The organism is Lederbergia sp. NSJ-179, assembly GCF_022867885.1.
Classification (GTDB): Bacteria; Bacillota; Bacilli; order Bacillales; family Bacillaceae_C; genus Lederbergia.
Map to the genome: position 1 here is coordinate 55,143 of NZ_JALIFP010000004.1, position 22,731 is coordinate 77,873.

At 39.8% G+C, this 22,731-nt stretch carries 20 protein-coding genes; all 20 read left to right on the forward strand.

Going from position 1 to position 22,731, the window contains the following annotated elements:
* Positions 1 to 88 precede the first annotated feature (88 nt).
* The 20 genes from MUB24_RS04580 to MUB24_RS04675 all read left to right on the forward strand — a co-directional run bounded on the left by MUB24_RS04580 (position 89) and on the right by MUB24_RS04675 (position 22,710).
* Positions 89 to 787, forward strand: coding sequence for a response regulator transcription factor (locus tag MUB24_RS04580; protein ID WP_244701853.1), 699 nt, complete (start codon positions 89 to 91; stop codon positions 785 to 787).
* Complete coding sequence (gene pnpS / locus MUB24_RS04585; RefSeq protein WP_244701855.1) at positions 787 to 2,568, forward strand: two-component system histidine kinase PnpS; 1,782 nt, start codon at positions 787 to 789, stop codon at positions 2,566 to 2,568. Before MUB24_RS04580 ends, pnpS begins: the two co-directional genes overlap by 1 nt.
* A gap of 515 nt (positions 2,569 to 3,083) precedes the next feature.
* Positions 3,084 to 4,004 (forward strand): phosphate ABC transporter substrate-binding protein, encoded by a 921-nt coding sequence (locus MUB24_RS04590; RefSeq protein ID WP_244701857.1) that lies wholly within the window; start codon positions 3,084 to 3,086, stop codon positions 4,002 to 4,004.
* A 173-nt stretch (positions 4,005 to 4,177) separates the two neighbouring features.
* Complete coding sequence (pstC, locus tag MUB24_RS04595; RefSeq protein ID WP_244702075.1) at positions 4,178 to 5,041, forward strand: phosphate ABC transporter permease subunit PstC; 864 nt, start codon at positions 4,178 to 4,180, stop codon at positions 5,039 to 5,041.
* A complete protein-coding gene (gene pstA, locus MUB24_RS04600) occupies positions 5,038 to 5,922 on the forward strand; it encodes a phosphate ABC transporter permease PstA (RefSeq protein WP_244701859.1) in 885 nt (294 codons plus the stop codon). The genes pstC and pstA overlap by 4 nt, the downstream gene beginning before the upstream one ends.
* 14 nt (positions 5,923 to 5,936) lie before the next feature.
* Positions 5,937 to 6,761: a phosphate ABC transporter ATP-binding protein PstB gene (gene pstB / locus MUB24_RS04605; protein ID WP_244701861.1), complete on the forward strand. Its 825-nt coding sequence runs from the start codon at positions 5,937 to 5,939 to the stop codon at positions 6,759 to 6,761.
* Positions 6,762 to 6,796: 35 nt separating this feature from the next.
* A complete protein-coding gene (gene pstB, locus MUB24_RS04610; RefSeq protein WP_313898424.1) occupies positions 6,797 to 7,561 on the forward strand; it encodes a phosphate ABC transporter ATP-binding protein PstB in 765 nt (254 codons plus the stop codon).
* Between the two features lie 131 nt (positions 7,562 to 7,692).
* The gene (locus MUB24_RS04615; protein ID WP_244701865.1) at positions 7,693 to 7,944 is read left to right on the forward strand and encodes a CsbA family protein; all 252 of its coding nucleotides are present in this window, start codon (positions 7,693 to 7,695) and stop codon (positions 7,942 to 7,944) included.
* Between the two features lie 167 nt (positions 7,945 to 8,111).
* A complete protein-coding gene (uvrB, locus tag MUB24_RS04620) occupies positions 8,112 to 10,079 on the forward strand; it encodes an excinuclease ABC subunit UvrB (RefSeq protein WP_244701868.1) in 1,968 nt (655 codons plus the stop codon).
* Positions 10,080 to 10,086: 7 nt separating this feature from the next.
* Positions 10,087 to 12,966, forward strand: coding sequence for an excinuclease ABC subunit UvrA (gene uvrA / locus MUB24_RS04625; protein ID WP_244701871.1), 2,880 nt, complete (start codon positions 10,087 to 10,089; stop codon positions 12,964 to 12,966).
* Positions 12,967 to 13,065: 99 nt separating this feature from the next.
* Positions 13,066 to 14,241, forward strand: coding sequence for a DUF4097 family beta strand repeat-containing protein (locus MUB24_RS04630; RefSeq protein WP_244701874.1), 1,176 nt, complete (start codon positions 13,066 to 13,068; stop codon positions 14,239 to 14,241).
* Between the two features lies 1 nt (position 14,242).
* The gene (locus MUB24_RS04635) at positions 14,243 to 14,599 is read left to right on the forward strand and encodes a phage holin family protein (protein WP_244701876.1); all 357 of its coding nucleotides are present in this window, start codon (positions 14,243 to 14,245) and stop codon (positions 14,597 to 14,599) included.
* 151 nt (positions 14,600 to 14,750) lie between these two features.
* Entirely contained in the window at positions 14,751 to 15,692 is a 942-nt protein-coding gene (hprK, locus tag MUB24_RS04640; RefSeq protein WP_244701879.1) for an HPr(Ser) kinase/phosphatase, read from the forward strand.
* A 50-nt stretch (positions 15,693 to 15,742) separates the two neighbouring features.
* Positions 15,743 to 16,549 carry a prolipoprotein diacylglyceryl transferase gene (lgt, locus tag MUB24_RS04645; protein ID WP_244701881.1) on the forward strand — a complete coding sequence of 269 codons (807 nt, stop codon included), beginning with the start codon at positions 15,743 to 15,745 and terminating at the stop codon, positions 16,547 to 16,549.
* Positions 16,550 to 16,580: 31 nt separating this feature from the next.
* Positions 16,581 to 17,234: a pyrophosphatase PpaX gene (gene ppaX, locus MUB24_RS04650; RefSeq protein WP_244701884.1), complete on the forward strand. Its 654-nt coding sequence runs from the start codon at positions 16,581 to 16,583 to the stop codon at positions 17,232 to 17,234.
* A complete protein-coding gene (locus MUB24_RS04655) occupies positions 17,231 to 17,779 on the forward strand; it encodes an acyltransferase (protein WP_244701886.1) in 549 nt (182 codons plus the stop codon). Before ppaX ends, MUB24_RS04655 begins: the two co-directional genes overlap by 4 nt.
* 144 nt (positions 17,780 to 17,923) lie before the next feature.
* Positions 17,924 to 19,441: a tetratricopeptide repeat protein gene (locus tag MUB24_RS04660; RefSeq protein WP_244701889.1), complete on the forward strand. Its 1,518-nt coding sequence runs from the start codon at positions 17,924 to 17,926 to the stop codon at positions 19,439 to 19,441.
* A 102-nt stretch (positions 19,442 to 19,543) separates the two neighbouring features.
* The gene (gene trxB, locus MUB24_RS04665; RefSeq protein ID WP_244701892.1) at positions 19,544 to 20,494 is read left to right on the forward strand and encodes a thioredoxin-disulfide reductase; all 951 of its coding nucleotides are present in this window, start codon (positions 19,544 to 19,546) and stop codon (positions 20,492 to 20,494) included.
* Positions 20,495 to 20,842: 348 nt separating this feature from the next.
* Positions 20,843 to 21,736 carry an RNase adapter RapZ gene (gene rapZ, locus MUB24_RS04670; RefSeq protein WP_244701894.1) on the forward strand — a complete coding sequence of 298 codons (894 nt, stop codon included), beginning with the start codon at positions 20,843 to 20,845 and terminating at the stop codon, positions 21,734 to 21,736.
* The gene (locus MUB24_RS04675; protein WP_244701897.1) at positions 21,733 to 22,710 is read left to right on the forward strand and encodes a gluconeogenesis factor YvcK family protein; all 978 of its coding nucleotides are present in this window, start codon (positions 21,733 to 21,735) and stop codon (positions 22,708 to 22,710) included. The genes rapZ and MUB24_RS04675 overlap by 4 nt, the downstream gene beginning before the upstream one ends.
* Positions 22,711 to 22,731 lie beyond the last annotated feature (21 nt).

The following is a 22,731-nucleotide window of genomic DNA, read 5'->3' on the forward strand; positions in this document are numbered from 1 at the left end:
AGGTCAGGACGGCGTTGTTGTCGCGTCTTTAGCCGTTCTTCCCTATTCCAAGGCGCTTACGCTTTTCTTAATAAGGAGGACAGACGGCATGGAAAAAGTGCTTGTGATTGATGATGAGCCTTCCATTGTGACTTTATTACAGTTTAATTTAGAAAAAGCAGGATTTTCTGTTATTACGGCAGGAGATGGAAACAGCGGACTAAAGAAAGCGATGGAAGAGAAGCCAAGCTTAATTATTCTCGATTTAATGCTTCCCGGAATGGATGGCATGGACGTTTGTAAAACCATTCGACAAGAAAAACTGAAAACCCCGATATTAATGCTGACAGCGAAGGATGATGAATTTGATAAAGTCTTGGGACTTGAACTTGGGGCGGATGATTATTTAACAAAGCCATTTAGTCCACGTGAAGTGATTGCGAGAGTAAAGGCGATATTAAGACGGTCACAAATGAATGAGTCTTCCGAAACATCTAAACAAGAGGATGCTCTGAGAATCGGTGATCTTGTGATTTTCCCTGAACAATATGAGGCAGAGCTTTCGGGGAAGAAGCTCGATTTAACACCAAAGGAATTTGAATTGCTGTTATATTTAGCTAACCACCAAGGCAAGGTACTCAATCGTCACCAATTGCTTGACGCTGTTTGGAATTATGAATTTGTGGGGGATTCTCGCATTGTGGATGTTCATATTAGCCATTTACGGGAAAAAATCGAAAAAGATACGAAACAACCACTGTATATTAAGACGGTAAGAGGATTCGGCTATAAGCTGGGGCAGCCGTGATGATTCATAAATTATGGGCCCGGATTACCTTATCCTTTTTAGTTTTGATATCTATATTATTAGTGCTTTCCGGCTTCTTTTTATCAAGAATGATGAAAGATACATATTATGATTTAAAAGAATCGCATTTACTCCAAACAGCAAAATTAGTCTTAAATGTGATTGAAAGAGAGGATCTACTTATCTCTCCTACAGACCTTCAGGAAGAAATGAACCTATTAGCTGAATCGATTCAATCAAGACTGACGATTTTAGATCAAAAAGGAAATGTGTTAGCTGATTCAGAAGATTCTCCTACGGAGATGGAAAATCATGCAAACAGGCCGGAAGTAAAGAAGGTACTTCAAGGACAAGCTTCATCAGGGATATCGATTCGTTATAGTAAAACGCTTGGTTTTCATATGATGTATGTGACAGTCCCCATTATGGAAAAGGATCAGCCACAAGGTGTCATCAGGGTGGCTTATTCTCTTCAGAAAATTGATTTGGCATTACGTAAATTATGGTTAAGCATTAGTATATCCCTACTTTCTGTTTTTCTGCTCACTGGTTTAATTGGAATGAGATTAGCAAAAAGTATTTCCAAACCGATTGAAGAAATGATTGGTGTTTCAGAAAGGTTAAAGGAGAAGGACTTTTCCGCTCGGGTAAATCTACAGCCGAAAGGTGAATTAGGGCAATTAGCCACAGCTATTAATATGCTCGCCTCAAGCCTAAAAACGCAAATGGAAACCATTCAAGAGAATGAGCAGCAGCTCTCAGGTGTATTAACCAATATGACAAGTGGTGTTTTATTAGTCGATATGCAGGGGAGAATTTTATTGGCCAATAAAGCGATGGCGCAATTTATGGGGGAAGAACCACAAGCCTTCATAGGAAAAATGTATATGGACGTTAGTCAAAATTTGGAATTTAATTCCTTGATGAAAGAGTGTTTAAAAACGGGGAAGGAGATAAGAGAGGAAATCACTTTTTATTATCCAAAAGAGCGGATTATGGATGTTCATCTTGCGCCTTATGTCCGTGAAAAGCATGAATTGAAGGGAATGATCGCCGTTCTGCATGATGTGACAGAGGTGCACAGACTGGAAAATATGAGAAGAGATTTCGTTGCGAACGTCTCTCATGAATTAAAGACTCCTGTTACCTCTGTGAAAGGTTTCGCCGAGACCTTATTAGATGGGGCCATGTATGATGAGGAACTCTGTCGCGAATTTCTTAGCATTATTTATCGGGAAAGTGAGCGACTCCATCGATTAATCAGTGAGCTTTTATATTTATCTAGAATCGAACAACATCATATTCCCTTAAAATTAGAACAAATGAATATAACGGAAGCAGTCTGGCATGTAGCCAACACGATTCAAAAGGAAGCCGATAAGAAAAAATTAACCCTTATGCTACCTGAACAGGGCGAAATATGGATCGAGGGGGAGAAGGACAGAATCCAACAAATTGTGTTAAATCTCCTTTCCAATGCGATCGCCTACACACCAGAAGGAGGAAAAATTGTTGTTACATTATGGGAGGAAGCCAATCAAATAAAACTTAGTATAGCTGATACAGGAATTGGAATTCCCTCTTCAGAGCTTCCACGAATATTTGAACGGTTTTATCGCGTAGAAAAGGCTCGCTCCCGTCGCTCCGGAGGAACTGGTCTGGGCCTAGCCATTGTAAAACATTTAATCGAATCCCACCATGGGAAAATTGAAGTAAAAAGTGAAGAGGCAAAAGGAACAACCTTTACCGTGACATTGCCGAAATATCAAGAGAAAAATTAATCGAAAAAACCCGCTCCCAAGAGGAAGCGGGTTTTTTGGCAATCTGTGTGTATCTTTTGCTGAACTTCCGAAGTGAATTGCTGAACTTCTGAGGTGAATTGCTGAACTTCCGAGGTGGATTGCTGAACTTCCGAAGTGAATTGCTGAACTTCTGAGGTGAATTGCTGAACTTCCGAGGTGGATTGCTGAACTTCCGAAGTGAATTGCTGAACTTCTGAGGTGAATTGCTGAACTTCCGAGGTGGATTGCTGAACTTCCGAAGTGAATTGCTGAACTTCTGAGGTGAATTGCTGAACTTCCGAAGTGAATTGCTGAACTTCCGAGGTGAATTGCTGAACTTCTGGGATGAATTGCTGAACCTCGCACTCTTACGCTGTCCCGACATTTTTCTTTACAAAGTTCAATCAAAGCTTTACATATTCTTCACATTCTTTTTATAGGGGCTTAAAATCAATCGTTTATTGTATAGATAAGCAATCGATGATTGCAATATAAAAAAAAGGTGGCTCATATTCATGAAAAAGAAGTGGTTGGCGATAACTGGATGTATGTTTTTATTCGCGCTCCTCTTAACAGCATGTGGTAATACACAGGCAGGTTCTAAAGAAGCAGGTAAAGAAGCGAATAAGGAAGTGTCTTCAAATAACGAGGAGCTAACAGGATCGATTACAGTTGTTGGTTCAAGTGCGATGCAACCTTTAATTGAAGCCGCTGCTCAACAATTTATGCAAAAACACCCCAAAGTTGTTGTGAATGTACAAGGGGGCGGGAGTGGCACAGGATTAAGTAAAATTAGTGAAGGCGCAGTGGATATCGGCAACTCTGATGTATTTGCGGAAGAAAAGGAAGGAATTCCGGCAGAGCAATTAGACGACTATAAAGTGGCCGTTGTCGGTATGGCCCCAGTTGTCCATGCAAAAGTTGGTGTTCAAGATATCACACAAGCTGAATTAATCGATATATTTACAGGAAAGATAAAGAATTGGAAAGAGCTTGGAGGAACGGATCAAGAAATTGTTGTTATCAACCGTCCAAAAGGTTCTGGAACGCGGGCAACTTTTGAAAAGTTTGCTTTAAATGGACAAGAAGCAATGGAAGCACAGGAACAAGATTCTTCCGGTACGGTACGAAATATCGTAAGTGAAACTCCTGGGGCAATTAGCTATCTAGCCTTTTCCTATATTGACGATTCCGTCACTGCTTTAAAAATCGATGGGGGAGAACCAACCGATAAACAAGTGGCGACAAATGATTGGAAAGTTTGGGCTTACCAACATATGTATACGAATGGAGAAGCAACAGGCGTTACAAAAGAGTTCATAGATTACATTCTTTCAAAAGAAGTCCAAACTACTTTACTACCAAAAATGGGTTATCTTCCTGTCACAAACATGAAAGTAGATCGAGGAGCAAACGGAGAATTAAGTGAATTGTAATGTTTAAAATAGAAAAGCATCGAGAGAGGGGTAAAAAACGACTAGGACATTACCTCTTTTTCATTGTTTGAGAGAATGGGTTTTATGATAAAGGAGTGTTCGACTTGTCACAACTAGAAAATGACGGACTAATCGACATCAGGCAACCGAACAAGAAACAGCGGTTGGAGAAAATGGGGAAGGGGCTTACCCTTTTAACAGTAGGACTTACCCTAATTCTTACCATTTTAATTCTATCGCTTGTCATCTCAAAAGGACTCGCTATCTTCTTATTTAACCAAGGGGGCATACTAGAGTTTTTATTCGGGAAAAAGTGGAACCCTGGTACAGTAAGTGAAATAGGGAGACCGATCATTGGCGCTTTGCCGATGATCACAGGATCATTTACAGTGACCATCTTATCAGCCTTCTTTTGTACACCGATTGCGGTTGGGGCCGCCGTTTTTATGACAGAAATTTCCCCGAAATGGGGTAAAAGAATCCTACAACCAGTTCTGGAGTTACTTGTGGGTATTCCATCGGTTGTCTATGGATTTATCGGTCTTTCGATTGTTGTGCCGTTTTTAAGAGAAACCTTTTCAGGCAGTGGATTTGGAATTGCGGCTGGAACGATCGTTTTATCCATCATGATTTTGCCAACGATGACAAGTTTGTCGGTTGACGCTCTCGCCTCTGTTCCAAAGTCCTTGCGGGAAGCCTCCTATGCATTAGGAGCAACACGCTGGCAAACGATTTATCGTGTACTTTTAAAAACAGCCAGAACAGGTTTATTAACAGCGATGATTTTTGGGATGGCGCGTGCTTTTGGAGAGGCATTAGCCGTTCAAATGGTGATCGGAAATTCACCTGTCATGCCTACCTCTCTTCTGGAGCCTGCCTCTACATTAACGAGCATTTTAACGATGGGAATGGGGTATACCGTATTAGGTCAAACAGAGAATAATGCCTTATGGTCCTTGGCTTTAGTACTCATGTTTATGTCTTTCCTATTTATTTTCATTATTCGGCGATTAGGAAGGAGGAATCCGTCAGTATGACAGCGAAACGAGCGGATCGAATCGCAACCATCCTATTTTATGGGATTGCCTTTTTCATTATAGGCCTGCTTCTCAGTATGATTGGTTATCTATTTTTCCAAGGAATTCCGAAACTTAGTTGGAATTTCATTACTTCCCCACCGCAGATCTTTCAAGCTGGTGGCGGGATTGGACCACAATTATTTAATTCTTTTTATCTTTTATTCTTAACAATGGTGATCACCATTCCAATCTCTTTAGGGGCGGGGATTTATCTATCGGAATATGCACCGACCAATAAGTTTACAGATATTCTACGAACAATGATTGAAGTACTTTCATCTCTTCCATCGATTGTAGTTGGTTTGTTCGGTTTTTTGTTCTTTGTAATCTATATGGGATGGGGTTTTTCCATTCTTTCAGGTGCTTTGGTCTTATCTGTCTTTAATTTGCCTTTGATGGTTCGAGTTGTGGAGGATTCACTCAAATCCGTGTCACAACAACAAAGGGAAGCTGGATTGGCTTTAGGTGTTTCTCGTTGGGAAACGATCACTATGGTTATTTTGCCAGCCGCTCTACCCGGGATGATCACAGGCGTTATTTTAGTAGCAGGCCGAGTGTTTGGTGAGGCAGCAGCGTTAATTTATACGGCAGGGATGAGTTCTCCCGCACTTGACTTTTCGAATTGGAATCCATTTTCACCTACTTCCCCCCTCCACCCATTAAGGCCAGCAGAAACATTGGCTGTTCATATTTGGAAAATAAATGGAGAAGGGATTATGCCAGATGCCGCAGCTATTTCTAGTGGAGCTTCAGCCCTATTATTAATTGCTATATTTGTATTTAACATACTAGCACGATGGGTCGGACATTTCGTCTATAAAAGAATGACAACAACATAGAAAGGAGTATTTACATGGCCATAGCAAAAGAAAGGGTGCATGTGGAACAACCGGCAACATCTAACCATCTCATTCTCTTTCCGGCTCGTTCGATTTTAGAAACAGAAGGGGTCCATGTTTCCTACGGCACGAAACCAGCTATTCAAAATATTAGTTTGACCTTTCCACATCAAGCGATCACGGCATTAATTGGTCCGTCAGGCTGCGGGAAATCAACCTTTTTACGTTCTCTCAATCGGATGAATGACGAAATCAATCATTGTCAAGTAAAGGGAAAGATTGCCTATCGGGGGATTGATATTTATGATCCTCAAGTGAATGTATTTGAATTACGAAAACAAATCGGGATGGTGTTTCAAAAACCAACCCCTTTTGTTAAATCCATCTACGATAATATTGCCTTTGGTCCTGCTCGTCACGGAGTGAAAAAGAAACGCTTGTTAGACGAAATCGTTGAAACCTCGTTACGAAAAGCGGCATTATGGGACGAGGTCAAAGATAAGCTTCATTCATCTGCCCTTAGCCTCTCTGGCGGACAACAACAACGTCTTTGTATTGCCCGGGCAATCGCGATGAAACCGCAAGTTCTATTGTTAGATGAACCTGCTTCCGCCCTTGATCCTATTTCGACAAGGAAAATTGAGGAGTTACTTAATGACTTAAAAAAGGAATATACAATGATCATCGTGACCCATAACATGCAGCAAGCAGCCCGAATTTCTGATTTTACGGCCTTTTTCTTAATGGGAGAAATGGTCGAATATGGACCAACCCAGCAGCTTTTTTCTCAGCCTAAAGATGAGCGTACAAAAGGTTATGTCACAGGAAATTTCGGTTAAAAAAGGGAGGGAATCTCATGATGAATATACATCCAATCAGTACTCAATCAGCAGCGATACAAACGAAAGATCTTCATTTTTATTATGGGGATTTTCACGCTTTAAAAAATGTGAATCTGGAAATCTCTAAAAATAAAATCACAGCGCTAATCGGTCCTTCAGGCTGTGGAAAATCAACCTTTCTCCGAACATTAAATCGTATGAATGATTTTATTCCCCATACAAGAACAGAAGGAGAAATTTTTATAGACGATTTGGCGATTACCTCTCCTTTGACAGATGTGGTAGAGTTAAGGAAAAGAGTAGGTATGGTTTTTCAACAAGCGAATCCCTTTCCGCTTTCCATTTACGATAATATTGCTTATGGTTTAAGAATACACGGAAAAAAGGATAAGCAGGCTATGAATCGGATCGTTGAATCGAGTTTACGTGCGGCTGCTTTATGGGAGGAGGTAAAAGATCAATTGGATCAACCGGCAACCCGTTTATCTGGGGGGCAACAACAACGTTTAGTCATTGCCCGGGCCTTAGCCGTTCAACCGGACATCCTTTTAATGGATGAACCAACCTCCGCATTAGATCCCATTTCAACGAAGAAGTTAGAGAAACTGATCATCTCTCTAAAAGAAAAGTATACGATCGTCATTGTCACTCATAATATGCAGCAAGCAGCTCGGATTTCCGACCATACGGCCTTTTTTTTGAATGGAGAAATCGTGGAATACTCGGATACTAAAGCCTTATTTTCCAATCCACAAAAGGAAAAAACAAAACAATATATTATGGGGGAATTTGGCTAAGGCGTATGCTTCATAAGCCAGTAACAAGACTTCATCGAGTTTTTTAAAATCTCCACCTAACATAAAACTTGCTTTTTCTTTGCAGATGAGAAAAACTAAAGGGGAAGTTTGAAAGTGGAGTGGATAAGCCAATGGATAAAATTCTGTCTGCTATTTTTTTTCCGGCCATATTGATGATCCTTTTTACAAGAGTGACATATAGACGAAGCGTTGGTTTTGTATTAACGTTAGCATTAATTATTGTTTCTGCCTATAAAGGCTATATTGACGGTTGGGGACTTATTGCAATTGAAGCGGCATCTTTAACAGTTGGACTGTATATAACAGATCGGATAGTAAAGAAGAAAAAGACGCAGCGCTCCTCCATAAAGGAAAAAGACTAGAAGCAGGCCCGAAAAAAGGTCCTGTTTTTCTTTTTTTAAAAAAAGTCGAAAATACGTTCTCTTTTCTCTGGTTATTCACTATACAGTTGTGGTAAAATGAAAAGCATGGAAAAAGAATCTACAACGAGTTGATATAGAGTAAGAATGCTAGTTGGGAGGCTGCTATGTTGGAGAATACATTTGAGCTCGTTTCAAAATATAAGCCATCAGGTGATCAACCTAAGGCAATCGAACAACTTGTCGAAGGAATTCATCGTCGAAAAAAATACCAAACATTACTAGGAGCGACAGGAACTGGGAAGACTTTTACTATATCCAATATGATTCAGCAGGTAAATAAGCCGACACTTGTGATTGCCCATAATAAAACACTTGCTGGACAATTGTATAGTGAGTTTAAAGAGTTTTTCCCGAATAATGCGGTCGAATATTTTGTTAGCTACTATGATTATTATCAACCAGAGGCCTATGTTCCCCAAACTGACACATACATCGAAAAAGATGCGAGTATTAATGATGAAATTGATAAGCTGCGTCACTCCGCTACATCGTCTTTATTTGAGCGAAAAGATGTTATTATCATTGCCAGTGTTTCCTGTATTTATGGTTTAGGATCGCCATCTGAATATCGTGACCATGTTTTGTCAATGCGGACAGGGATGGAGATTGAACGGAACCAGCTATTGCGTCGTTTAGTAGATATTCAATATGCGAGAAATGATATTGATTTTCACAGAGGGACTTTTCGTGTGCGCGGGGATGTTGTTGAAATTTTCCCCGTATCGCGTGATGAACATTGTATTCGCATCGAGTTTTTTGGGGACGAAATTGATCGGATTCGGGAAGTAGATGTATTAACGGGTGAGGTCCTTGGCGATCGTGAGCATGCCGCCGTTTTCCCGGCTTCTCACTTCGTTACTGGAGAAGACAAAATGAAGATAGCGATTGCCAATATTGAAAAAGAATTGGAAGAGCGGTTAGCTGAATTAAAGGAAAATGACCAATTATTGGAAGCCCAACGGTTAGAACAGCGGACAAGATATGATCTGGAAATGATGCGGGAAATGGGTTTTTGTTCTGGGATTGAAAATTACTCTCGCCATTTAACCTTACGACCTGCGGGAGCAACACCGTATACCTTACTTGATTATTTTCCTGATGATTTTCAAATTGTTGTCGATGAATCTCATGTGACACTTCCGCAAATTCGCGGGATGTATAACGGGGATAGGGCAAGAAAACAAGTGTTAGTCGATCATGGCTTTCGTTTGCCGTCTGCTTTGGATAATCGCCCTTTAACATTCGACGAATTTGAAGAGCATATTAACCAAATCGTATTTGTATCTGCCACTCCAGGACCATTTGAATTAGAACACACTCCAAAAATGGTCGAACAAATTATTCGTCCAACCGGGTTATTGGATCCAAAAATTGCTGTGCGGCCAATTGAGGGGCAAATCGATGACTTGATTAGCGAAATTAATTTACGGGTAGAACGTAATGAACGAGTGCTTGTCACAACATTAACGAAAAAAATGTCTGAGGATTTAACGGATTATCTGAAAGAAATCGGTATTAAAGTGCAGTATTTACATTCTGAAATTAAAACATTAGAGCGAATCGAAATTATCCGGGACTTACGGATGGGAACTTTTGATGTATTGGTAGGCATTAATCTACTAAGAGAAGGACTTGATATCCCAGAAGTTTCCCTAGTTGCGATATTAGATGCAGATAAAGAAGGTTTTTTGCGCTCAGAACGTTCGCTTATTCAGACGGTTGGGCGGGCAGCCAGAAATGCTGACGGCCATGTCATTATGTATGCCGATCGGATAACCGATTCAATGGAAAAGGCAATCCAAGAAACAGAACGGAGGCGCACGATTCAGGAGGAATATAATCAAAAGCATGGGATTACTCCAATGACGATTCAGAAGGATATTCGCGACGTGATTCGTGCGACGGTGGCAGCCGAAGATCCTACCGAATATACAGCTAAAAAAATGACCAAAAAGGAAAGAGAAGAATTTATCGATACAATGGAATTAGAAATGAAAGAAGCGGCTAAGGCACTTGATTTTGAACGAGCAGCTCAATTACGAGATGCCATATTGGAATTGAAAGCGGAAGGATGAGAGACTCATGGCACAAGATCAAATAATCATTCAAGGGGCAAGAGCCCATAACTTAAAAAACATCGATGTCACCATTCCTCGAGATAAGCTTGTTGTTGTGACGGGTCTGTCAGGTTCAGGGAAATCTTCCTTAGCCTTTGACACGATTTATGCGGAAGGACAACGAAGATATGTAGAGTCCCTTTCCGCTTATGCACGACAATTTTTAGGCCAAATGGATAAACCGGATGTCGATGCGATTGAGGGACTTTCTCCAGCTATTTCGATTGATCAAAAGACAACAAGTAGAAATCCCCGTTCAACAGTCGGTACGGTAACGGAAATTTATGATTATCTTCGCTTACTTTTTGCACGAGTGGGAAAACCGATTTGTCCTGTCCATGGGATTGAAATCAGTTCCCAAACAATTGAACAAATGGTGGACCGGATTATGAGCTATCCTGAACGAACAAGATTACAAGTTTTAGCTCCGCTCGTTTCTGGCCGTAAAGGGACACATGCGAAGGTGCTGGAAAATTGTAAGAAACAAGGATATGTCCGCGTTCGAGTAGATGGAGAAGTCGAGGACCTAGCAGACGAGATTAAACTTGAAAAAAATAAAAAGCACTCAATTGAAGTGATGATTGACCGGATCGTTGTGAAAGAAGGGGTTGAAACGAGGCTGGCGGATTCATTGGAGACCGCTCTTGGCTTAGGAGAAGGAAAAGTGATTATCGATGTAATCGGGGAAGAAGAATTGCTTTTCAGCGAAAACCATGCCTGTCCGGAATGTGGGTTTTCGATTGATAAATTGGAACCAAGGATGTTTTCTTTCAACAGCCCTTATGGCGCCTGTCCTGCCTGTGATGGGCTTGGCTCTACATTAGAGGTGGATCCTGAGCTTGTTATTCCAGATCAATCTTTAACCCTGAATGAGAATGCGATTGTCCCGTGGATCCCGGTTAGTTCCCAGTATTATCCACAGCTTTTAAAAACCGTGTGTCAGCATTTTCATATCGATATGGATACACCGATAAAAGATCTTCCAAAAGAAGATTTAAACATCATTCTCCACGGCTCTCCAGGAGAAGAGCTAGTTTTTCGCTATCAAAATGATTTTGGGCAAGTTCGGGAAAGTCGCGTTCGTTTTGAAGGTGTGCTGCGTAATGTGGAACGGCGCTATCGGGAAACAAGCTCCGATTATATCCGGGAACAAATGGAAAAATACATGGCCCAGCAACCATGTCCCCGTTGTAAAGGTCATCGGCTCAAGGATGAAAGCTTAGCCGTTAAAATTGCCGGCCATCATATTAGTGAAGTTACGGAACTATCCGTGAATGAAGCGGACCAATTTTTTCAGCAATTGGTTTTATCTGAAAAAGATATGCAAATTGCTAAATTAATTTTACGTGAAATCGGAGAAAGACTAGGCTTTCTCGTCAATGTCGGTTTAGAGTATTTAACTTTGAGTCGGGCGGCAGGGACATTATCGGGCGGTGAAGCGCAACGTATCCGCTTAGCCACCCAAATTGGCTCCAGACTGACAGGTGTTCTCTATATTTTAGATGAGCCTTCCATCGGTCTTCATCAACGAGATAATGATCGCTTGATTCATACATTAAAAAATATGAGGGATATTGGTAATACTTTAATCGTAGTGGAGCATGATGAAGATACGATGCTGGCGGCTGATTATTTGATCGATATCGGCCCGGGTGCTGGGGTACATGGAGGAGAAGTGGTTGCCTTAGGGACCCCTAAACAAGTAGCTGAAAATGAAGCTTCGTTAACAGGTCAATATTTATCAGGGAAAAAGTTTATTCCCTTACCAGTTGAACGCCGCAAGCCAGATGGCCGCTACCTTGAAATCAAGGGAGCGAAAGAAAATAATTTAAAAAATGTTCAGGTGAAGCTTCCCCTTGGTTTATTTATTGCCGTGACAGGTGTCTCAGGTTCTGGAAAAAGTACTTTAGTCAATGAAGTTCTTTATAAGACCTTGGCACAAAAACTCCATAGAGCAAAGACAAAACCAGGAGCTCACAAAGAGATCAAAGGGATCGAGCATTTGGAAAAAGTTATCGATATTGACCAATCACCGATTGGGAGAACACCTAGATCAAACCCGGCTACCTACACAGGGGTATTTGATGATATTCGCGATGTTTTTGCGACAACAAATGAAGCAAAGGTCCGTGGTTATAAAAAGGGACGTTTCAGCTTTAATGTAAAAGGTGGACGGTGTGAGGCTTGTAAAGGGGACGGCATTATTAAAATCGAAATGCATTTTCTTCCTGATGTCTATGTTCCTTGCGAAGTTTGTCATGGCAGCAGGTATAACAGGGAAACATTGGAAGTAAAATATAAAGGGAAAAACATTGCCGACATTTTGGACATGACAATTGAAGATGGACTGGATTTCTTTGCGAATATTCCTAAAATCAAACGTAAACTGCAAACGATTGTTGATGTGGGCCTCGGGTATATGAAATTGGGGCAGCCTGCCACGACCTTATCTGGAGGAGAAGCCCAACGTGTCAAGCTTGCCTCGGAGCTGCATCGTCGCTCAAATGGGCGTTCTTTATATATTTTAGATGAACCAACAACTGGCTTGCATGTAGATGATATTGCCCGTTTATTAGGAGTGCTGCAGAGGCTTGTGGATAATGGTGACACAGTTTTAGTCATTGAACATAATTTAGATGTGATTAAAACGGCCGATTATTTAATTGATTTAGGTCCAGAAGGCGGCGATAAAGGTGGAACAATTGTGACGAAAGGAACTCCAGAAAAGGTGGCAAAAACAGCCGATTCTTACACAGGACATTACTTAAAACCAATTTTAAAACGTGATAAGGAACGAATGAAACAGAAAATCGCGCGTCAGGAATTAGTAGAACAAGCTCAGTAAACAGACCTGTCATTTTTTCTTAGGGGATTTCGCCCTTTTTGAAACCTACGATGCCTCATATTCGTAAAACCTGTTAGAACTAAAAAGGAGGAAGCTGACGTGAACCAGGAAAAGAAACGAATACTTGAATTGGTACAAAATGGAAAGCTCTCAGCCCAAGAAGCGATTATTTTGCTAGAAGCCCTTGAGGAAGAGGCAGTGAAGGAGCCTTCACCGACTAAGCAAAAGTTGGAGGAGGAAAACACCCCAGTACAGTCCGAACAGCCTTTCCAATCAGATGGCAATAAGGATTCTGAACAGAAAAAGGATACAAATAAGACAGCGGATAAAGAATCGATGGATTCGGCGGATAGCATCTATTCTCAACTAGAAAATGCCGGTGAACGATTATTTGATTTTGTTCAAAACGCCTTTAATAAAATGAAGGATCTTGATTTTCAATTTAATCAAACGGTCGAAATTCCTCATACCTTTCAACAGTCCGGTGAACATATTGATCGTATCGATATAGATGTTGCGAATGGTCCAGTAAGAATAAAGACTTGGGATCAGCCAGAGATAAGGATTGAATGTCAGGCAAAGATTTACCGTACAGAGGATCGTGAAGAGGCAAGAAATTATTTCCTCGATCACAGCGTGTTTCAATATGAGAATGGTTTGCTGATCTTTAGCACGCGATCGAAAATGATGAAGGTCGATTCGGTTGTGTATATCCCGGAAAAAACGTATAAAAAACTTTCGATTCGCGTCTTCAATGGAGGAGTAAGGGGAACAAATCTACAAGCAGAAACTGTCATCATTAAAACGACGAATGGGAAAGTGGAGCTTACGAATGTTCATGGAGAAAAACTGGATTTGGATACAGTAAATGGTCAGGTTATTCTAGCTGAATCCAAAATTGAAAAAGTAGAGGCAGAAACAGTAAATGGCATCATTAAAGTAGATGGTACTTACAAAGATCTTGGGTTACAGTCTTTAAACGGGAATATTGATTGTATTTTAACAGATGAAGCCCCAGGTGTAATAGAAACAAAATCTGTAACAGGGAATATTCATATTACCTTACCTAGAGGAATAGCGATTGATGGCGACGTGCAATCCAATGTAGGGAACTACAACCTCCAATTAAATGATATTGATATCATGCATGAAAAGAATGAAATAATTCAAAAGCAAGTGAAGTTTAAACGTTCTGGTACAGGTGAGCGAAGGGTCCATTTATTTGCAAACACGAAAACAGGTTCCGTATATGTCAGAGAAGTAGCAGGTCAGTAAAATGAAATGGGGCATGGGGATTTTAGTCAACGCCCTTCTCTTCCTTGCTTTTGCAGGTTATTTTGAAGGCGTTGAAGTAACAAGTATATGGGCGGCCATTGGCGCAAGTGTGATTTTGTCTATATTGAATATGCTTGTCAGGCCGCTTTTGATCCTATTCACCTTACCTGTTACCATTCTTACTCTAGGGCTGTTCTTATTTGTGATTAATGCCTGTACCTTATTAATGACAGATGCTTTGATGGGAAGTTTGTTTGAAATTTCCGGGTTTGGATTGGCTTTACTTCTTGCTGTGATCATGGCTGTGATCAACCTCATTATCCAAAAAACGATTATAGAACCAAGAAAACAGCGGTAAAAATTTTTAGATGGACTCTGCGAATAAGAGTTCATCTTTTTTAATTTTAAATGGAATAGTGGTTTTTTTGCCGTTTGTAATGATAAAATAGTACAATGATGTCTAGAAAACTCAACATAGAATAATGACTTAATGGCAAGGAGTGATGGATTTGGCCAAAGTTCGGACAGAAGATATCTTAAGGCGTTTTGATTTGGAGCTAATTAGTGGAGAAGAAGGTGTTCATAAACCGATTACAACGACGGATATTTCACGTCCAGCCTTAGAATTAGCAGGATTTTTCAACTATTATCCTGCTGAACGTGTGCAGCTATTAGGAAGAACAGAAATTGACTTTAGTGGAAGATTATTAAAAAGTGAAAGAAAAGAGCGAATGGAGCTTTTATGTAATGATGTAACACCAGCGATTGTGATTTCACGGCAATTAGATATACCAAAAGAACTAATAGAGTCAGCGGAGCGAAATAGTGTCCCTTTGCTGCGGACTCCGATGAAAACGACCCAATTTTCCAGTAAGCTAACAAATTATTTAGAGAGTGAATTAGCTCCAACCACAGCGGTTCATGGGGTATTAGTCGATATTTATGGAATAGGTGTGTTAATAACCGGCCAAAGCGGTGTTGGTAAAAGCGAAACCGCCTTAGCCTTAATTAAACGAGGGCACCAGCTTGTCGCGGATGACTGCGTGGAAATTAGTGAGATTGAAGAAAATATGCTTGTGGGAAGTCCACCACCTTTGTTAAAGCAACTTTTAGAAATTCGTGGATTGGGCATTATTAATGTGATGACCTTATTTGGAGCAGGAGCGGTTCGATCAAGCAAAAAAATTACCCTATCCGTTCATTTAGAGCTTTGGGATGAACAAAAGCATTATGATCGTGTCGGCCTTGATGAGGATAAAGTAAAGATTATTCATACCGAACTACCTAAGCTAACAATTCCTGTAAGACCGGGACGAAATCTTGCTGTTATTATTGAAGTGGCAGCCATGAACTTCCGTTTGAAAAATATGGGGGTGAATGCAGCAAAGCAATTCACCGAAAGACTTGCAGAAGTGATTCAAAATGGAAGCGACAATGACATGATTACGTGAAGAGGGCTTCCTTAAAAGAACAGAAGAAATAGTATGGAGGAGGAGAGTGGATGAGTATAGAACCAATTAATCCGGTTGCGATCCAATTAGGGCCATTTTCGATTCGATGGTATGGAATCATTATTGGTGTAGGGATCGCACTGGCTCTTATTTTGGCGGTGCGCGAGGCAGATAAACGGGGACTGCCTAAAGATACGTTTACAGATTTGTTAGTTTGGGCGATTCCGATTTCAATCATTTGCGCAAGGATTTATTATGTCATCTTTGAATGGGATTTTTATTCGCAAAATCCGGGTCAAATCATTAAAATTTGGGAAGGCGGGATTGCGATTCACGGTGCTTTAATTGGTGCCGTTGTAACTGCGATCATCTTTTCTAGAAAAAAAGGAATATCTTTTTGGAAACTCGCAGATGTCGCGGCGCCCAGCCTTATCTTAGGACAAGCGATCGGACGCTGGGGAAATTTTATCAACCAAGAAGCACATGGGGAAGCTGTATCAAGAGCTTTTTTAGAGAACCTTCACCTTCCACAATTTATTATTGATCAAATGTACATAAATGGAGAATATTATCATCCTACATTTCTATACGAATCTGTGTGGAATATCATCGGCTTTATTATCCTGCTTGCTTTAAGAAAAAGCTCATTACGGCGTGGAGAACTCTTTTTAAGTTATATGATCTGGTATTCGATTGGGCGCTTTTTCATTGAAGGAATGCGTACAGATAGCTTAATGTTGGACTCCGTAAGAATGGCCCAGGTGATATCGCTTGTATTAATATTGCTTGCGATTGCCATATGGTTTTACCGTCGGTATACAGGTTTGGCAAAGCAAAAATATAAGGATTCAGACTAAGAACAACGAAAATAGCGGAAAGGGTATTGATATGCAACAAAAAATAACGAGCTTATTATTTGATCTTGATGGGACATTAATTGATACGAATGAATTGATCATCACTTCTTATTTGCACACGTTAGAGCAGTATTTCCCAGGCGAGTTTCAGCGTGAAGATGTACTTCCTTTTATGGGACCCTCCTTATTTGATGTCTTTCAAGGGCTAGATCCCGAAAAAGCAGAAGAAATGGTCGATGTGTATCGAAAACATAATATCGAGCATCATGATTTACTTGTAAAAGAATTTGATGGGGTGTTTGAAACGATTCGCACTTTACATGAAAATGGCTATAAATTGGCGATTGTTTCGACAAAGAAAAGAGATACGGTTCTGAAAGGACTTGAGTTGACAAATTTAAAGCCTTTTTTTGAAGCTATCATTACAATGGATGATGTAGAAAAGCTAAAGCCAGATCCTGAACCTTTGAATAAAGCAATGGCCTTACTAGACTCAAAGCCAGAAGAAACGATGATGATTGGGGATAATTATCATGATATTTTAGGAGGCAAAAATGCAGGGACTATAACTTGTGGGGTTGCTTGGTCATTAAAAGGGAAAGACCATTTACTAAGCTATCATCCCGATTACATGCTGGATAAAATGTCTGATTTACTCCCTATTATCGGAGTGCATCCTCAATGAGACGAACAGAACGCTTTCCGGTAAAGGGAGCAAATTCTCTTTGGCATGTATATAAAACGGTTCCCTTCTGGAAGGTTGTAAAAAATTTTATTATTATCCAGATGGCTCGATATACTCCTTTTTTGACGTTAAAAAATTGGATGTACCGACGTTTTTTGAAAATGAAAATCGGGACCAAAACATCTTTTGCATTGATGGTCATGTTGGATGTAATGTTTCCCGAAAAAATAACGATTGGAAAAAATACGGTCATTGGTTATAATACGACAATTCTAGCCCATGAATATTTAATTAAAGAATACCGCCTGGGTAAAGTGGAAATTGGGGATCATGTGATGATCGGAGCCAATACAACGATTTTACCGGGAATTAAAATCGGTGATCATGCGATTGTTTCAGCCGGTACGCTTGTCCATAAAGATGTAGCTGAAGGAACATTTGTAGGGGGAAACCCGATGAAAATAATTTATACGAAGGAAGAATGTGCAGAGCGTTGGAAAGATGATCCAATATATGGAAATTTTGATAAAACACCTAAAAAATAGGTGTTTTATTTTCCTTCATTAGCCATTTATATCTAAAAAATGATATAAATGTTAAAAATTTTCCAAGATTCGCAGAGTGTCAGCATGGGTGTCGTATGATATACTACAAAAAGCGACAAAGGAATACAGCAACGGAGGATCTTGATGTCTAACAACTCGAAAGGAAAACTAGAAAAAGCGAAAATATTCCCTTTCATCCCAACTGGCGAATACTATTTTAATAGAGGGATTAAGGCTTACGATCGTTTTGATATGCAACAAGCGAGGAAATATTTAAAAAGAGCCTTGGAATTAGAACCTTCGGAGCCGATTATAGCTTGTCAATTAGCCATCGTCCTTACGGAAATAGGAGAATATGAAGAATCAAATCATCTTTTAAAAAAAGTGTTGACGGAATTAGATGAACAGTTAACAGAATGCTATTATTTCATGGCGAATAATTTTGCTCACTTAGGCATGTTTACAGAAGCGTATAAAAATGCCTATCTCTATCTTGAGCTAGATCAAACCGGTGAATTTTCTGAAGAGGCAAAGGAGTTATTAGATTTAATTGGAATTGAGGACGAGGAAAATTTCACCGAACTTTTAGAGCAAGACGCAATGTTTGATAAGCTTGATCAAGCAAGAGAGTTATTACAAGAAGGCCATTTTTCGAAAGCGATTGAATTACTAGAAAAGACTGTGTCAGATTATCCTGAACTTTGGCCAGCTTATAATAATTTGGCACTTGCTTATTTTTATGAAGGGAAAACAAAAAAAGCATTTGAAGTTCTGAAAAATGTTTTAGAAAATAGTCCAGGTAATTTGCATGCTCTTTGTAATTTAGCTGTTTTCCTTTATTATGAGGAAAAAAATGAGGAACTAGAGGAACTACTTGATGCTCTTCACAAAGTTCAACCTATCCACTTTGAACATCGATATAAATTAGGGGCAACCTTTGCCCTTGCCGGTAAATATGAACAAGCTTACCATTGGCTGCGTCATCTTCAAAAATACGGTTATGAAGGGGATTATGCTTATTATTACTGGTTAGCAAAGGCGGCCTATTTTACCGGAAATCAAAAAGTGGCCGATGATGCTTGGTTAAAATTAATCGAGATAAATCCGTTACAGGCAGAAAGGGAGCCATGGAAGGTAGCTGAAAAGTCGATTACACATTTGGAAAATGATGAAGTGATTACGATCATGAAGTGGCTGCAAAATGAACATGTCGAAAATAGACTGTATGGTATTTTTTTAATATCGGTATCGACCTCGAAATCAGCGATTTATCAACAGTTGGAAAAAATGGATTTAAATGAATTTACATTATTTGAAAAAAGATATTTAACCTATATCTTACAAACAGAATTACATCATGATTTTTCTTTTAACGAACAAATAAAACAAGGACATGAATCAGCTATGGTTCTATTTGAAAAATATCAAGCGCAGGCATGGGAAAGACGAAGCGTACTCCTTTTATGGTTTCGAACTTTTTTGAATATGTTTCAGAGGCAAGTTCCTATGCGGAATCCGTTAGCGATGGCCGGGGCAATTGAGTATATTTGGTCAAAAAATCGACATAATAAAAAAACACAATTAGAAATTGCAACGGAGTATTCGATTTCCACTTCCACCTTGAGAAAATACGTTCGCTTGCTTCAGGATCATTTGGATTGAGCATATATATAGACGGAATTCATCTTGTTTAATATTCTATAAAGAGAATGCTTTACTACAAAAATTTTAGCTTCTTTGAATATGACAAAGGGAGTGTGCAACATGTCAGATGAAAAAATATATGATGTGATTATTATCGGAGCAGGACCGGCGGGAATGACGGCGGCTGTATATACATCGAGAGCAAATCTCTCCACTTTGATGATTGAACGCGGTGTGCCAGGTGGTCAAATGGCAAACACAGAGGATGTAGAAAATTATCCAGGATTTGATCATATTCTTGGTCCTGAATTGTCTACAAAAATGATGGACCACGCGAAAAAGTTCGGGGCTGAATATGCGTATGGGGATATAAAAGAAGTGATTGATAGAGATTCCTATAAAGTAGTGAAGGCTGGTAAGAAAGAATATAAAGCACGTGCCGTGATCATTACGACAGGTGCCGAGTACCGTAAAATTGGCATCCCGGGCGAAACCGAATTAACAGGCCGTGGTGTTTCTTATTGTGCGGTTTGTGATGGTGCCTTTTTCAAAAACAAAGAATTGGTGGTTGTTGGTGGTGGAGATTCGGCTGTTGAGGAAGGGGTTTACCTCACTCGTTTTGCAAGTAAAGTAACGATTGTCCACCGGCGAGATGAATTACGTGCCCAAAAGATTCTTCAAGATCGTGCCTTTGCAAATGAAAAAGTTGAATTTATTTGGAATCATACCGTTAAAGAAGTAAACGAAGAAAATGGCAAAGTTGGTTCTGTTACACTTGTTTCAACAGAGACCGGCGAAGAACGAAATTTTAAAACAGATGGTGTCTTTATTTATATTGGGATGGATCCTCTAACAAAGCCATTTGAAAACTTAGGGATTACAAACTCGCAAGGATATATCGAAACAAATGAGGAGATGGAAACAAAGATCCCCGGAATTTTTGCAGCAGGCGATGTACGTGATAAACTGCTTCGTCAAATCGTAACAGCCACAGGGGACGGCAGTATTGCCGCGCAAAGTGCGCAAATTTACATTGAAACCTTAAAAGATAAATTGGCGACTGTCAATTAAACGAGCCGTCATTTAAAAAGTTACACTGAATTAATGTGTTTGTAACAGTAGTGAAATGATTTTCAGGTAAAGTATAAACATGAGATATTGACCCCCTTTTTTATACAATATCCCTTTTTTGAAAGCATAGGTCATTGAACCTGTGCTTCTTTTTTTGGGTATAAGTTCATTGGTATGACTGAACTTCGTTAGAGAAATGCTGAACTTTCATTAATATTCCGGATCATCACTCGAATGGTTGAACTTCCTATGAATGACTTTAAGTACTGTCAATTACATAAAGTAAATAGTATAATAATAAGAACGTGAACAAAATGGACAGTGAAGCAGAAAACAGGAGTGGAATGAATGAATGCAGTAGGTTCAGATGAAATACAATTAGTGATTATTACCGGCATGTCTGGGGCAGGGAAAACCGTTGCGGTCCATAGCTTCGAGGACTTAGGTTTCTTTTGTGTGGACAATTTACCTCCGGCGTTAATGCCTAAATTTCTGGAATTAATGAAGGAATCGGGAAATAAGATGAATAAAGTAGCCCTTGTCATGGATTTGCGAGGACGAGAATTTTTTGATACATTGCTACGTGTTTTGGATGAACTTTCTGATTCCACATGGATGACACCACAAATTCTCTTTTTAGACGCAAATGATGCCGCGCTTGTAAGAAGGTATAAAGAAACACGTCGCTCTCATCCACTTGCGACAGAGGGCTTACCTCTTGAAGGAATCAGACGAGAACGCCATATTTTAGATGAATTAAAAGGTCGAGCCCAGTTAATTTATGATACTTCGAATATGCAGCCAAAAGAATTGCGGGAAAAAATTATTGAAGAATTCTCCGCTAATAAAAAAACGGTGTTTACTGTCAATGTTATGTCTTTTGGTTTTAAACATGGGATTCCCATTGATGCCGACTTGGTGTTTGATGTACGCTTCTTACCAAATCCTCATTATATTGATCATATGAGACCAAAAACGGGGATGGAAGAAGAGGTGTATCATTATGTTCTAAAATGGAGTGATACCCAGAAGTTTCTTGCGAAAACAACGGATTTATTAACATTTATATTGCCCCTTTACAAACGAGAAGGGAAAAGCCAACTTGTGATTGCGATTGGCTGTACAGGTGGTCAACATCGTTCTGTTGCCCTTGCCGAATATATTGGGGAATTTTATGAAAATGATTATCATGTTTCGATTACACATCGAGATATTCAAAAGAGAAAGAGAAAAACATTATGACACAAACATCTAGGCCGAAGATTGCCGTAGTAGGGGGAGGAACGGGGTTACCAGTTCTTTTGCGCGGTTTGAAAAATCTACCTGTTGAATTGTCTGCTATTGTGACCGTTGCGGATGATGGTGGCAGCTCAGGCCGCTTAAGAAAGGAAATGGAAATTCCACCACCAGGGGATGTCAGAAATGTCATTGCCGCCTTATCTGAACAAGAACCTTTGATTATTGAAATGTTTCAGCATCGCTTCAACTCAAATAGTGAGCTATCAGGACATTCTTTAGGAAATCTAATTCTTGCTGCTCTTACCTCGATCACAGGTGATTTTATGCATGCGATCCAGGAAATGAGTAAGGTACTGAATGTCCGCGGACAGGTGATCCCTGCAGCCAATCAACGTGTTGTATTAAATGCTGAGATGGATGATGGTTCGATCATTAGTGGGGAATCAAAAATCCCTGAATCGGGGAAAAAAATCAAGCGTGTTTTTTTAACACCCGATTTAATCCAACCATTGCATGAGCCGATACAGGTGATACGTGAAGCTGATCTTATTGTGATCGGACCAGGCAGCCTTTATACAAGCATCTTACCTAATCTATTAGTCCCTGGAATCGGTGAAGAAATATGTAAGGCTAAGGCGAAAAAAGTATATATTTGTAATTTAATGACACAGCCCGGTGAAACACTTGATTTTACGGCCAGCGATCATATTGAAGCTTTATATGCCCATATGGATCGTTCTTTTATTGATCTTGTGCTTGTGAACAATGAACCGGTTCCCTCACATTTAAAATACCGTTACCAAGAAGAACAAGCGAGACCGGTTGTTTTTGATGTGGATAATCTTGAAATGTTGGGAATTGAAGTCATTGCCGAGGAAATTATTAGTTTAGAGAAAGGGTTTGTTCGGCATGATACGAATAAAGTCGCTCAGATTCTTTATTCGCTCTTACCACAGACAACAAGGCCATTTGTATAGATATGAAATAGATCCGTTTTG